This window comes from Pseudonocardia zijingensis (assembly GCF_042657305.1).
In the GTDB taxonomy this organism is placed as follows: Bacteria; Actinomycetota; Actinomycetes; order Mycobacteriales; family Pseudonocardiaceae; genus Pseudonocardia; species Pseudonocardia zijingensis.
Genome location: NZ_JBHSKO010000005.1, coordinates 290,958 through 304,493, shown reverse-complemented (window position 1 = coordinate 304,493; position 13,536 = coordinate 290,958). Strand labels below are relative to the sequence as shown.

General features: G+C 73.5%; 12 protein-coding genes. 4 read left to right on the top strand and 8 right to left on the bottom strand.

The annotated features are described in order from the left end of the window. Positions 1-88 precede the first annotated feature (88 nt). Genes ACFPL3_RS13550 through eno form a run of 3 tightly spaced genes read right to left on the bottom strand, consistent with a single transcriptional unit; the run spans position 89 to position 2,405 of the window. The gene (locus ACFPL3_RS13550; protein WP_343942274.1) at positions 89-583 is read right to left on the bottom strand and encodes a DUF501 domain-containing protein; all 495 of its coding nucleotides are present in this window, start codon (positions 581-583) and stop codon (positions 89-91) included. Then, on the bottom strand, positions 580-1,098 hold the full coding sequence (locus tag ACFPL3_RS13545; RefSeq protein WP_343942273.1) for an FtsB family cell division protein: 519 nt from the start codon (positions 1,096-1,098) through the stop codon (positions 580-582). The genes ACFPL3_RS13550 and ACFPL3_RS13545 overlap by 4 nt, the downstream gene beginning before the upstream one ends. Positions 1,099-1,106: 8 nt before the next feature. Continuing rightward, entirely contained in the window at positions 1,107-2,405 is a 1,299-nt protein-coding gene (gene eno / locus ACFPL3_RS13540) for a phosphopyruvate hydratase (protein ID WP_343942272.1), read from the bottom strand. 159 nt (positions 2,406-2,564) lie between these two features. On the opposite strand from eno, the gene ACFPL3_RS13535 reads away from it, so the two are divergent. The 4 genes from ACFPL3_RS13535 to efeB all read left to right on the top strand — a co-directional run bounded on the left by ACFPL3_RS13535 (position 2,565) and on the right by efeB (position 6,297). Then, positions 2,565-2,972 (top strand): tetratricopeptide repeat protein, encoded by a 408-nt coding sequence (locus tag ACFPL3_RS13535; protein ID WP_343942271.1) that lies wholly within the window; start codon positions 2,565-2,567, stop codon positions 2,970-2,972. 117 nt (positions 2,973-3,089) lie between these two features. After that, positions 3,090-3,911: an iron uptake transporter permease EfeU gene (gene efeU, locus ACFPL3_RS13530; RefSeq protein WP_343942270.1), complete on the top strand. Its 822-nt coding sequence runs from the start codon at positions 3,090-3,092 to the stop codon at positions 3,909-3,911. Positions 3,912-3,928: 17 nt separating this feature from the next. Further along, positions 3,929-5,065, top strand: coding sequence for an iron uptake system protein EfeO (gene efeO / locus ACFPL3_RS13525; protein WP_343942269.1), 1,137 nt, complete (start codon positions 3,929-3,931; stop codon positions 5,063-5,065). Next, a complete protein-coding gene (gene efeB / locus ACFPL3_RS13520; RefSeq protein ID WP_343942268.1) occupies positions 5,065-6,297 on the top strand; it encodes an iron uptake transporter deferrochelatase/peroxidase subunit in 1,233 nt (410 codons plus the stop codon). Before efeO ends, efeB begins: the two co-directional genes overlap by 1 nt. Before the next feature lie 271 nt (positions 6,298-6,568). Here efeB and ACFPL3_RS13515 read toward each other — a convergent pair whose 3' ends face one another. From ACFPL3_RS13515 to mfd, 5 genes are all read right to left on the bottom strand, one after another. Further along, complete coding sequence (locus tag ACFPL3_RS13515; RefSeq protein WP_343942267.1) at positions 6,569-7,342, bottom strand: lytic murein transglycosylase; 774 nt, start codon at positions 7,340-7,342, stop codon at positions 6,569-6,571. A gap of 18 nt (positions 7,343-7,360) precedes the next feature. Continuing rightward, on the bottom strand, positions 7,361-8,299 hold the full coding sequence (locus tag ACFPL3_RS13510; protein WP_343942266.1) for a nucleoside triphosphate pyrophosphohydrolase: 939 nt from the start codon (positions 8,297-8,299) through the stop codon (positions 7,361-7,363). Then, entirely contained in the window at positions 8,299-9,210 is a 912-nt protein-coding gene (locus ACFPL3_RS13505) for a SurA N-terminal domain-containing protein (protein ID WP_343942265.1), read from the bottom strand. Before ACFPL3_RS13505 ends, ACFPL3_RS13510 begins: the two co-directional genes overlap by 1 nt. A 27-nt stretch (positions 9,211-9,237) precedes the next feature. Then, positions 9,238-9,735 carry an RDD family protein gene (locus ACFPL3_RS13500; RefSeq protein ID WP_343942264.1) on the bottom strand — a complete coding sequence of 166 codons (498 nt, stop codon included), beginning with the start codon at positions 9,733-9,735 and terminating at the stop codon, positions 9,238-9,240. Positions 9,736-9,848: 113 nt separating this feature from the next. Beyond that, positions 9,849-13,406 (bottom strand): transcription-repair coupling factor, encoded by a 3,558-nt coding sequence (gene mfd / locus ACFPL3_RS13495; protein ID WP_343942263.1) that lies wholly within the window; start codon positions 13,404-13,406, stop codon positions 9,849-9,851. Between the last annotated feature and the right edge of the window lie 130 nt (positions 13,407-13,536).

Here is a 13,536-nt window from a genome sequence, read left to right as displayed (position 1 = left end):
GCCCGGGTTCGGAGGTTCAGGAAAGCCACATTCAAGGCCTCTGCGGCCCTGAATGTGGCTTTCCTGAACTTGCCGGCGTCACGGGCCCTCAGGGCTGGACGCAGGGCCCCGCGCACCACCAGTCGCCGATCTCGGCCAGCGCCTCGTCACCGAACGGGTTCACGCCGGGCCCCGCGGCGAGCGCGTGGGCGACGCAGACGTGCAGGCACTTGACGCGGCCGGGCATCCCGCCCGCGCTGACGTCCGTGCCCAGCGGCTCGATCGCGTCGCGCTCGGCGAGGTAGGACTCGTGCGCCCGCCGGTAGGCCGCGGCCAGCTCGGGGTCTTCGGAGAGCCGCTGCGTCATCTCCCGCATCCGCCCGGAGGCCTCCAGCCCGCCGATCCGGGAGTTCAGCCGGGAGCAGGTCAGGTAGTAGAGGGTGGGGAACGGGGTGCCGTCCTCCAGCCGCGGCGAGGTCTTGACCACCGCGGGCAACCCGCACCGGCAGCGGTGCGCCACCTCACGTACTGCTCGTGGCTTGCGCCCCAGCTGGGCCGCCACGGCCGCCACGTCCGCGTCGGCGATCTCGTGCTGTTCCGTCACCGCGGTCCTTCCGCCACCTCGCGCCACAACACCCGGTACCACGGCACACCCGCGTTGGCCGCGTCCGCCGGGTCGGGGCCGGGCGGGAGCGGCAGCTGCACCACGTAGGGGACCTCGCCGGGCATCACGTATCCGAGCCGGGAGCGGGCCTGCGCCTCGATCTCGGCCGGGTCCGACAGCCGGGCTCGTTCCTGCTGCAGCCGGGCGACCTCCGCCGAGAGCGCCTGCTGCTGCTCGGACACCGCGGCCAGCTCCTGGCGCTGGGCCACGTAGTTGCGCAGCGGCACCGCGACCGTGAGGGCGAGCGCGCACACGACGAGCGCGAGGATGCCCGCCCGCTTCGTCGAGGACAGGCCGAGGAAGCCCGTGGTGGCCGCGACGACGCCGCGCCCGCGGCGCACCCGCTCCAGCCGCGGCTCCCGGACGCGACGGCGCGGCGCGGCGGTGCCCGAACGGCGGGGACGCGGGGTGCTGCGCGTGCGCTCCCCGCGTGCCCTGGTCCGCTCGTCCCCCACGTGCGCGCCTACGCCCCGGCGTCGGCCGACGAGGTGTAGCGCGGGAACGCGAGGTCGCCCGCGTACCGGGCCGCGTCGCCCAGCGCCTCCTCGATGCGCAGCAGCTGGTTGTACTTGGCCACGCGCTCCGAGCGGGCGGGCGCGCCGGTCTTGATCTGCCCGCACCCGGTGGCGACGGCGAGGTCGGCGATGGTGGTGTCCTCGGTCTCGCCCGACCGGTGGCTCATCATGCAGCGGTATCCGGACGACTGCGCGAGCGTGACCGCGTCCAGGGTCTCCGAGAGAGTGCCGATCTGGTTGACCTTCACCAGCAGCGCGTTGGCCGCACCGCGGGCGATGCCCTCGTCGAGCCGCTCCGGGTTGGTGACGAACAGGTCGTCGCCCACGAGCTGGACCTTGTCGCCGATCGACGAGGTGAGGGCCACCCAGCCGTCCCAGTCGTCCTCGGACAGCGGGTCCTCGATCGAGACGAGCGGGTAGGCCTCGACGAGCTCGGCGTACACGGCCGCGAGCTCGTCGGACGACAGCTTCTTGCCCTCGTAGCCGTAGACGCCGTCGCTGTGGAACTCGGTGGCGGCCACGTCGAGCGCGAGCGCGACGTCGCGGCCCAGCGTGTAGCCGGTCTTGTCGATCGCCTCGGAGATCAGGTCCAGCGCGGCGCGGGTGCCGGGCAGGTCGGGCGCGAACCCGCCCTCGTCGCCCAGCCCCGTGGGCAGGCCCTTGCTCTTCAGCACCGACTTGAGCGACTGGTAGACCTCCGCTCCCCAGCGCAACGCCTCGCGGAAGGAGTCGGCACCCACCGGCGCGATCATGAACTCCTGGACGTCCACGGACGTGTCGGCGTGGGCACCGCCGTTGAGGATGTTCAGCATCGGCACCGGCAGCACGTGGGCGTTGGGCCCGCCGACGTAGCGGAACAGCTCCAGCCCGGACGACTCGGCTGCTGCCTTCGCGACGGCGAGGGAGACGCCCAGCAGGGCGTTGGCGCCGAGCGCCGACTTGTCCGGTGTGCCGTCGAGGTCGACCAGCCGCTGGTCGACCAGCCGCTGGTCGACGGCCTCCATGCCGGTGAGCTCCGGGCCGATCGTGTCGAGCACCGCGGAGACGGCCTTCTCGACCCCCTTGCCGCCGAAGCGCAACGGGTCGCCGTCGCGCAGCTCGACCGCCTCGTGCTCACCCGTCGACGCGCCGGACGGGACCGCGGCACGCGCCAGCGTCCCGTCGTCGAGCGCGACCTCGACCTCGATCGTCGGGTTGCCCCGCGAGTCCAGGATCTCGCGTGCGCCGACCTGCTCGATGACCGCCACCAGTGCTCCCGTCGGAAAGGTTCGCTCGTCCGGGGGGCCAGCCTAGTCGGCGGGGGTGCAGGGCCCGTGGAGGAACCCGCACGTCGGCTGCGGTTTCCCCCGAGGACACCTCGTCACCTCTCGCAGATGGCGCCGCCGACACCTAACGTAGGAACGACCATGACGAGCCAGCCAGCATCCGACGGCCTGTTCGAGTCGTTCCGCCGCGCCGAGATGCTGATCGCGCGCAGCCGGCCGCTCGACGCGCTGCAGGCACTCTCCCCCGTCCTGGAAAGCCAGCCAAACGACGCGTCGGTGCAGCTGCTCGCCGGTCGTGCCTATCTCAACTCCGCACAGCTCCAGCGTGCAGAGGAGGCATTCGGCCGGGTCGTGGACATCGACCCGGCCGATCACTACGCGCGGTTCGCGCTCGGCAAGGCACTGCAGCGGCAGGGCAGGCTCGCCGAGGCGCACACGCAGCTGAAGATGGCCTCCGCGATGGATCCGCGCCCCGAGTACCAGGAGGCGCTCGGCGAGGTGCGGGCCCGGCTGGCGAACGAAGGCGCCGAACCGGGCGATCCGGGCTGAGCCGGCGACGCCGATCCTGAGCTGCGCGGATGTGCTCCGCATGACTCTTCCGCATCCTCGACACTCAGGCTAGCCTCACCGAGCCAGTGGTCAGCCTGGCCTCACAGGGGGGCGGATGTGCTCGGGAACGCTCTGATCGGACTGCGGGAAGGCCTGGAGGCCGCCCTCGTGGTCAGCATCCTCATCGCCTTCCTCGTGCGCACCGACCGGCGCTCCGAGCTGCCCAAGGTCTGGCTGGGCGTGGGCATCGCGGTCGTCGTGAGCGCAGGCGTCACCCTCGCGCTCGCACTCGCCCAGCAGCAGCTGACGTTCGAGGCGCAGGAGGCCTTCGGCGGCGCGCTCTCGATCGTCGCGGTCGGCTTCGTCACGTGGATGGTCTTCTGGATGCGCCGCGCCGCCCGCACGATCTCCGCGGAGCTGCGCGGCAGGCTCGAGGGCGCACTCGCGATGGGCCCGGTCGCCGTGGTGGTGATGGCCGCCCTCGCGGTGGGCCGCGAAGGTCTCGAGACGGCGCTGTTCTTCTTCACCGCCGCGCGGGCGGCCGGTGAGACCACCCAGCCGCTGATCGCCTTCCTCGCGGGCATCGCGGTCGCGATCGTGCTCGCCCACCTCGTCTACCGCGGCGCGATCAGCCTGAACCTGGGCCGGTTCTTCACGGTCACCGGCGTGCTGCTGATCCTCGTGGCCGCCGGCATCCTCGCCTACGGCGTCCACGACCTGCAGGAGGCCGGCATCCTTCCCGGGCTCACCACGCTCGCGTTCGACGTCAGCGCCGCCGTTCCGCCCGACTCCTGGTACGGCACCCTGCTGAAGGGGATCTTCAACTTCTCGCCGCAGACCACGGTGGCGGAGGCCGTCGTCTGGGTCGCCTACGTGGCTGTCGTCCTCCCCCTGTTCCTCCGCCCCCAGCGGACCCGCGCCGCCGCCCCCACCACCTGATCCGCTCGAGGAGCACCATGTCCCGCACGTCCCGAGTCGCGGTCCTCATCACGACCGCCGCCGCGCTGGCCGCCTGCACCAGCACCGCACCACCGGCCGGCGCACCCGAGGGCGGTGGCGCCATCCCCGTCACCGCGGGGGACGACAGCTGCGAGGTCGGCGTCGCCGAGGCATCCGCAGGCACGATCACCTTCTCCGTGCGCAACACCGGCAACAAGGTCACCGAGTTCTACCTCTACGGCACCGGCGACCGGATCATGGGCGAGGTCGAGAACATCGGACCCGGCCTCACCCGCGACCTGATCGTCGAGGTGCCCGACGGCGGGGCCTACACCACGGCGTGCAAGCCCGGCATGGTCGGCGACGGCATCCGCGCCCCGTTCACGGTCACCGGCTCGGCCACCCGGTCCGTCGACGAGAACACGCGACTCGCCGAGGCCACCGCCGGCTACCACCGGTGGGTCACCTCGCAGGTCGAGGCGCTCGTGCCGAAGACCCAGGAGTTCGCCCACGCCGTGAAGGCGGGCGACGTCGCCACCGCGCAGGCGCTGTTCCCCGTGGCACGGACCTACTGGGAGCGGATCGAGCCGGTGGCCGAGTCGTTCGGCGACATCGACCCGAAGATCGACGGTCGCGAGGACGACGAACGCGACCCCGGCGTGGAGTTCACCGGCTACCACCGGCTGGAGAAGGACCTGTGGGTCGACGGCCTGCAGCCCGACTCGCCCGCTGTCGCCGACCAGCTGATGGCCGACATCCAGGACCTGCAGTCGCGGGTCGCCACCGTGGAACTCACGCCGGTGCAGCTCGCCAACGGCGCCAAGGAGCTGCTCGACGAGGTCGCCACCGGGAAGATCACGGGCGAGGAGGACCGCTACTCGCACACCGACCTGTGGGACTTCAAGGCCAACGTCGAGGGCTCCCAGGGCGCCGTCGCCTCCCTCCGCCCGGTGATCGACGAGAAGGACCCGACGCTCGGCCCGCTGCTCGACGAGCAGTTCGCCGCGGTCGACGCGCTGCTCGAGGAGTACCGCTCCGGCGACGGCTACACGCTCTACACCGAGCTCACCGAGGATGACATCCGGCGGATGTCCGAGGCGGTCGACGCCCTCGGTGAGCCGGTCAGCCAGGTCGCCGGGGTCGTCACTTCGTGATGGTGCGACTCTCTCGGCGGCGGCTGCTCGGCTGGGCGGGCGCCGGGGCGGCGCTCGCCGGCACCGGCGCGGTGACCGCCTGCTCGGCGACGACCGCGCCCGCCGCCGAGGGGGTCGTCCCGTTCCGCGGCGAGCGGCAGGCCGGGATCGTCACGCCGGCGCAGGACCGGCTGCACTTCGTCGCACTGGACCTCACCACCGACAACCGCGACCGCGTCCGCGCGCTGCTGCGGAAGTGGACGACCGCGGCCGAGCGCATGACCGCGGGGGCGGAGACCGCGCCCAGCGGCGCCGTGGGCGGCAACCCGGACGGGCCACCCGCCGACACCGGCGAGGCGCTCGGGCTCCCGGCCGCGTCGCTCACGCTCACGTTCGGGCTCGGGGCCGGCTTCTTCGACCGGCTCGGCCTCGACCCCGCCCTGCGCCCGCCGGGTCTGGCCGAGCTCCCCCACTTCACGCTCGACCAGCTCGATCCCGCTCTCTCCGGCGGGGACCTGTGCATCCAGGCCTGCGCCGACGACCCGCAGGTCGCGGTGCACGCCGTGCGCAACCTCGTCCGGATGGGTTTCGGCACCACCGCGGTGCGGTGGTCGCAACTCGGGTTCGGGCGCACGTCCTCGACGTCCACCGCGCAGGCCACGCCGCGCAACCTCTTCGGCTTCAAGGACGGCACGCGCAACCTCAAGGCGGAGGACGGCGCCGAGCTCGACCGGCACGTCTGGGTGCAGCCCGGCGACGGCCCCGGCTGGCTGGCGGGCGGCACGTACCTCGTGGCCCGCCGGATCCGGATGCACATCGAGACCTGGGACCGCACCTCCCTCGCCGAGCAGGAGGCGATCGTGGGGCGGACGAAGGGCGAGGGTGCCCCGCTCGGGGCGAGCGGCGAGTTCGACACCGCCGACTTCGCCGCGACCGGCCCGGACGGCACCCCGCGGATCCCGGAGGACGCCCACATCCGGCTCGCGTCGCCCGAATCGCTCGGCGGCGTGCGCATCCTGCGGCGCGGCTACAACTTCGTCGACGGCAGCGACGGCCGCGGCCACCTGAACGCCGGGCTGTTCTTCGTGGCGTTCATGCGCGACCCACACGCCCAGTTCGTGCCGATGCAGCGGGCGCTGGCCAACAACGACGTGATGATGGAGTACATCGAGCACACCGGGTCCGCCGTCTTCGCCTGCCCGCCCGGCCTGGGGGACGGCCAGTACTGGGGCCAGCCGCTCCTCGAGGCCTGAGTCACCGGGTCGTCGCGCGGAGGCGCGAGCAGCACGTGGCTGTCGCCGTGCCCGCTCGGAGGTGCTTCTCGATTCGACCGACCGGCCCGAGCAGTACCTCACGGCTGCCGCAACAGCCGCGGCGTGCGGCTCGCGCTGATCTGCGCGGCGCCACCAGGGGCCGCTGCGGTAGCGGAACTCGGGGCCCGACGAGACACCAGAGCCCTGGCGGGGCGCCAACCATCGGTTGCCCGAGGCTGCGCCCACGACCCCAGGCGCCCGAAGCCGCGGATCAGGCGGCCGTGGCCTCGGCGTAGCGGTCGACCGCGGCCCAGACGAGGCGGGCGTAGTCGAGGGAGGCGTTGTAGGTGAGCACCCCGGCCCACCAGCCCTCGCCACTGGCGGTGTTGCGGCCGCCGGCGCACAGGTAGTGGGCGGCGGCCAGCGCGGCGTCGTCGAGCTGGTGGGGGTCACGCACGCCGTCACCGTTGCCGTCGGCGCCGAAGTCGGCCCAGGTGGTGGGCAGGAACTGCATCGGGCCGACAGCCCGGTCGAACGTGGTGTCGCCGTCGAGGCGGCCGCCGTCGGTGTCGCGGATCTCGCGCACGCCCGCGGTGCCGTCGAGCGGCACCCCGATGATGCGCGGGCGGGCCACGCCGTCGGCGTCGACGTCGGCGCCGCCGAAGCGGCCGTGGTCGGACTCGACGCGCCCGATCCCGGCGAGGGTGCTCCAGGACAGGCGGCAGCCGGGGGTGTCGGAGCGCTGGGCGATCTCCGCGGCCGCGTAGGCGCGCAGGGCGCGGGCGGGCACGCCGCTGCGCCGGGCGGCCGTGCCGGCCCATGCGGCGAGGTCGGTGTCCTCGGCCAGCGGCGCCGGCTGGGGAACGGGGGTGTCCGGGGCGACGTCGGCGGCGGTGAGGCCGTCACCCCGCTGGGGGCGGTTCGACCGGTCGTCACGGTCGTCGAGGGCGGTGACGATCGAGACGCCGACGATCACCACCATCGCCGTGATCGCGAGGACGGCCACTGCGATCGCGCCTGCCCGCGATCGACGAGGTGCGCTCACCCGACCAGGTTAACCAGATCAGCTCGGCCAGTACCGGCGCCACCCGGCGGCGTCGAGGGCATGGGGATCGGCGCCGTCGGCCACCGCGGCGCGCTCGGCGGCGCGCACGGTGTCGGCGAACCGCCGGGAGGCCGCGCGCAGCTCGGCCTCCGGGTCGATCCCGGCGAGCTTGGCGCGGGCGGCCAGTGCGAACAGCTGCTCCCCCACTCCCGCGCCGGTGGGCAGCAGGTCGGGGGGCAGGTGCACGCGGGCGGTGCGGCTGGTGAGCTTCGCCGCGAGCGCGACGGCGGGCTGCCCGAGCGGCACGCCGTCGACGCTCGACTCGCGCTGCTTCTCGGCGCGCTTGAGCTCCTCCCAGCGGTGCTCCTGGCGTTCGGCGGTGTCGATCCGCTCGCTGCCCGCGAACACGTGCGGGTGCCTGCCCACGAGCTTCGCGACGAGGTCGCCCGCGACGTCGTCGATCGTGAACGGCCGGGAATCGTGCTCCGCGGCGACGCGGGAGTGGAACAGCACCTGCAGCAGCACGTCGCCGAGCTCCTCGCGGATGGCGTCGCGGTCGCCGTCCTCCACGGCCTGGTAGAGCTCGTAGCACTCCTCGATCAGGTACTGCAGGAGCGACTCGTGGGTCTGCTCGGCGTCCCACGGGCAGCCGCCGGGGGAACGCAGCCGGTCCATCACGGCGACGGCGTCGAGGAGCGCGGCTCCGGCGGGCGGCCCGACGACGGCCTCACCGTCGGCACGGGCGGGGTCGGTCGTGAGCAGCACCTCGGGTGCCCCATCGTCGCCCCAGGTGTCAGCGCGGGTGGCGCCCGTGGCGGCGACGACCTCCTCGGGCACGGTGGCGTCGGCGAGCACGCGCTCGGCGGCGCGCAGGGCGGGGAGGGCGGCTGCGGGCAGGACGCCAGCCCACCGCTCGGGCAGGACGACGACCGTGCGCTGCACGGTCCCCGTACTCATCAACTCGCGACCGGCGGCAGGACCGTGCCCGCCAGCTGGTCCTCGCCGACGATCCGCAGCTGGACCGGGTCCCACACGCCGTAGCGGGGGTTGACCCGGATGCCGACCTGCTCGGCGGTGGGCTGGAGCAGCCGCTCCCCGATCGCGACGAGCTGGGCCTGGCTGATGCCGCTCACGGCGGCCGGGTCGGACGGCGCGTCGGTGCGGCGGTCGGTGATCCGGGCGATGATCCACGTGCTCTGCTGCGGGTTCGGCTGCCACGCGACCACGGCGCCGACGGGCAGCCCGAACAGCACGGTGCTCGCGTTCTCCGGCGAGGAGATGGCGTCGAACGTCCGGCCCCGGGCCGAGGTGTTCGGGTCGGCGAACAGGGCCTCGGCCTCCGCGCCGCCCGCCTGCAGTGCCCTGGCCGCGGCCTCGGCGTCCTCCCGGGATGCGGCGCCCACGAGGTCGGCCGTGACCGCGAGCCCGCCGACCTCGCGCTGGGCGAGCTGTGCGGCGACCAGGTCGTCGCGCATGCGCTCGCGCAGCGCGGGCAGGTCGTAGAGGGAACCGTCGAGGAGGGCGTCGGCCCCGCCGTTCTCGGCGATCTGGGCGTCGACCTGCGCGTCGGTGACGACGATGCCCTCCTCCTCCGCGCGCCGGCCGAGGAGCTCGTGCATCACCGCACGGGTGACGACGCTGCGGGCCAGGTCGGCCGTGGTACCGCCCTGAGCCGTGATCTGCGCGATGAGGTCCTTCTTCTCGAGCGCGGCGTCGAGCCGGGTCTGGACGCGCTCGATCGGGACGGCCTCGTCTCCGACGAACACCGCCGTGCCCGCCTGGACCGGTCCACCGCACCCGCTGATCACAGCGCCGATGACGGCGACCGCCGCCGCGACGCGTCCCACCTGCATGCGCACGACCGACACCCTCTCACGCTCGGCGTGAGGCCCGGATCAGAGGTCGACCTGCACCACGAGCGTCGAGCAGGCCTTGTCGGCGAACGTCTGCCGCTGCTCGTCCCACAACGGCCAGAGGAAGCCGATCCCGAGCGGGAGCCCGTCGAGCAGGTGGGCGATCTGGCGGACGAAGGCGCGGGCGGTGCCGACGGGTTCGCCCGAGTGCACGCTGACCAGGCGCGTGCCCAGCGCCCACTTGCCGAGGCTCTGGCCGGAGCGCCCCTGCCGGTAGCCGCTGTTCCAGAGCAGGAACGCCAGCCCGACGAGCGCGGCGACCGGGTAGACGAGGCCGATCACGACGATGTCCCGGGTGGCGAGCGCGGCGATCAGCACGATCGCCAGCAGGCCGGCGGGGATGCCGACGTCGATGAGGTAGCCGCCGACCCGTTGGCCGTACGTCGCGAGGAACCCGTGGTGCGCGGGGGGCTGTGGTCGCAGCGCCCCGCCCGGGGCTTCCCGTCGCGACGGTTCGGTCTCCGGATGGGGCTCGGGCACGCATGTCTCCCGGCGGGCGTCGCGCCCTTCCAGGCCGGTCCCGGAGGGCTCCAACTAGTTGATCGCGCGAGCGACCGGTCCGTTACTCCGCGCAGGTGATCGGATGCACCCTGTCAGACCCGCACGGGTGCCAGCAGGTCGCTGAGGAGCTTCGTGCACCACTCCAACAGCCCAACGTCGCGCAGCGGAGCCCCGCCGACCCGGCCGTTCTCGGTGGGCTTGGGAATGCTGACGATCTTGGCCGCCGGCTTGTAGGTGGCCTTCGGGTGCAGGCGCTTGAGCCGCATCTGGGCCGAGTCGGGCAGTTCGACGGGACCGATCCGGATGCTCGTGCCCGCCGCGGCCACCTCGGCGACGCCGAGGGTGCGGCAGGTCTGGCGGAACGCCGCCACGGCGAGCAGGTTGCGCACCGGGGTGGGCGGCTCGCCGTAGCGGTCGGTGAGCTCCTCGACGATCGCGTCGAGGGCGGCGCCGTCCGCGGCCTCGGCGATCTTGCGGTAGACCTCGAGCCGCAGCCGTTCGCCGGTGACGTAGTCGTGGGGCACGTGCGCGTCGATGGGCAGGTCGACCCGCACCTCGGCCAGCTGCTGCTCCTCCTCCTCGCCGTTGCCGGCCCCGGCCTGCTTGCGGAAGGCGGCGACGGCCTCGCCGACGAGGCGGATGTAGAGGTCGAACCCGACGCCCGCGATGTGGCCGGACTGCTCCGCACCGAGGATGTTGCCCGCGCCGCGGATCTCCAGGTCCTTCATGGCGACGGCGGCACCGGAGCCGAGGTCGGAGTGCTGGGCGATGGTGGCGAGCCGGTCGTGCGCGGTCTCGGTGAGCGGGTGCTCGGGCGGGAACAGGAAGTAGGCGTACCCGCGCTCGCGGCCGCGCCCGACCCGGCCGCGCAGCTGGTGCAGCTGCGAGAGCCCGAGCGTGTCGGAGCGCTCCACGATGAGGGTGTTGGCGTTGGAGATGTCGAGGCCGTTCTCGACGATCGTGGTGCAGACGAGGACGTCGAACTCCTTGTGCCAGAACCCGTTTACCGTGCGTTCGAGCAGGTCCTCGTTCATCTGGCCGTGCGCGATCGCCACGCGCGCCTCGGGCACGAGGTCGCGGATCCTGCGCGCGGCGCGGTCGATCGACGAGACGCGGTTGTGCACGTAGAACACCTGGCCGTCGCGCAGCAGCTCGCGCCGGATCGCCGCGGCCACCTGCTTGTCGTCGTAGGCGCCGACGTAGGTGAGCGTGGGGTGGCGGTCCTCGGGCGGGGTGGCGATCGTCGACATCTCGCGGATGCCCGCGAGGCTCATCTCCAGCGTGCGCGGGATCGGGGTGGCCGACAGCGTGAGGACGTCGACGTGCGTGCGCAGGGCCGTGATGTGCTCCTTGTGCTCCACACCGAAGCGCTGCTCCTCGTCGACGATCACGAGGCCCAGGTCCTTCCAGCGCACGCCGGTCTGCAGCAGCCGGTGGGTGCCCACGACGATGTCGACGGTGCCGTCGGCGAGGCCCTCGATCGTCTGCTTCGCGTCAGCGGCGTCGGTGAACCGGGACAGACCCTTGACGGTGACCGGGAACGCGCGCATGCGGTCGGAGAACGTCTGCAGGTGCTGGGTGGCCAGCAGCGTGGTGGGCACCAGCACGGCCACCTGCTTGCCGTCCTGCACGGCCTTGAACGCCGCGCGCACCGCGATCTCGGTCTTGCCGAACCCGACGTCGCCGGAGATCACCCGGTCCATCGGGACCGGCCGCTCCATGTCGCGCTTGACCTCCTCGATGGCGGCGAGCTGGTCGGGGGTCTCGGTGAACGGGAAGGCGTCCTCCAGCTCGCGCTGCCACGGGCTGTCCTTGCCGAACGCGTGGCCCGGCGAGGACTGGCGCGCGGCGTAGAGCTGCACGAGCTGCGCCGCGATCTGCCGCACGGCCTTGCGGGCCCGGCCCTTGGTCTTGGCCCAGTCGGCGCCGCCCAGCTTGTTGAGCGTGGGCACCTCGCCGCCGACGTAGCGGCTGATCTCGTCGAGCGCGTCGGTGGGGACGAAGAGGCGGTCGGCCGGCTGGCCGCGCTTCGAGCTCGCGTACTCGAGCACGAGGTATTCGCGGGTGGCCCCGCCGACCGTGCGCTCGCGCATCTCCACGAACCGGCCGATCCCGTGCTGGGAGTGCACGACGTAGTCGCCGGGCTGCAGGGTGACCAGGTCCACCGCGTTGCGGCGCCGGGACGCGAGTTTGCGCGGCTCGGTGCCCGCCGCCCGGTTGCCGGTGAGGTCGGCCTCGGTGAGCACGACGAGCCCCCGGGCGGTGAAGCCCTCGGTGAGCCGGCCGCAGGTGACGGTGACCAGCCCCGGTTCCGGGGCGCCCACGAGCTCCTCGACGAGCTTGGCGGGCACGTCGGCGTCGCGCAGCTGCTCGAGCGAGCGCTGCGCGGTGCCCTGACCCGCGACGACCAGCGCGGCGGTGCCGCCGGTGGCGACGTGGGCGCGCAGGTCGACCAGCGCGCGGTCGATGTCGCCGCGGTAGCTCTCGATCTCGTGGACGGCCGGCGCGAGCACGTCGTCGCGCCCGGACATGAGCGGGCTCAGCGTGACGACCGGGCGCCCGCTCGCGGACGCGTGCTCCAGCACCTCACCGAGGTCGCGGTAGGCCGAGGCGCCGACGTCGATCGGCGAGTCGCCCCCGACGCCCGCGGCGAACCAGGAGGCCTCCAGGAACTCCTGGCCCGTGCGCACCAGGTCGGCGCTGCGGGTGCGGATGCGCTCCGGGTCGGCGAGCAGCACCAGCGACCGCGCGGGCAGCAGGTCGGTGAGCAGCTCCAGCTCGCCCGCGACGAGCGCGGGCACCAGCGACTCCATGCCCTCGCCCGGGATGCCCTGGGCGAGGTGCTCGAGCAGCTCCCGCAGCTGGGGGTTGTTCTCGTGCACGCGCGCGAGTTCCGCGGCCCGCTCCCGCACCGGTTCGGTGAGCAGCAGCTCCCGGCAGCCCGGCGCGAGCAGCTCGTCGACCGGGGACACCGAACGCTGGTCGGCCACGGAGAACGAGCGCAGCTCGCTCACCTCGTCACCCCAGAACTCGACCCGCACCGGGTGCTCGGCCGTGGGCGGGAAGACGTCGACGATCCCGCCGCGGACGGCGAACTCGCCGCGGGCGGTGACCATCTCGACGCGGGTGTAGGCGAGCTCGACGAGGCGCACGAGCAGCCCGTCGAAGTCGTGGGTGTCGCCGACGCGCAGCCGCACCGGGTCGAGCGTGCCCAGCCCGGGCGCGATCGGCTGGATCAGGCTGCGCGCCGCGGTGACCACCACGCGCGGGGCGGTCTCCGGCGCGGAGAGCCTGCGGAAGATCTCCAGGCGCCGCCCGACCGTGTCCGGGCGCGGTGAGAGCCGCTCGTGCGGCAGCGTCTCCCAGGACGGCAGCACGGCCACGTCGTCGGACCCGAGCAGGTCGGCGGTGGCCGCGGCGGTGTCCTCGGCCTCGCGGTCGGTGGCGGTGACGACGAGCACGGTACGGCCCGAGCCGCCGTCGGCCTCGGGCGCGCCGAACGCGGCGGCGAGGAACGGGCGCAGCGCCGCGGGCCCCTCCACCTCCAGGGCGGGCACGTCGCCGGGGCGGGCGTCGCGGGCGGCCTCGACCACCGCGTTCAGGTCGGGGTCGGACAGGCTGATGTGCAGGAGACCGGAGAGCTTGGCCACGATCGAGGACCCTCGCAAGGCAGGAGAAGCGCACGCAGAACAGACCCCTGCCCGGGTCGTCCCCCGGGGTCGGGGCCTTCCCCCACCCTACGCTGGCCTGCCCCGGCGCCCGTGAGCTGGCAGCATCAGC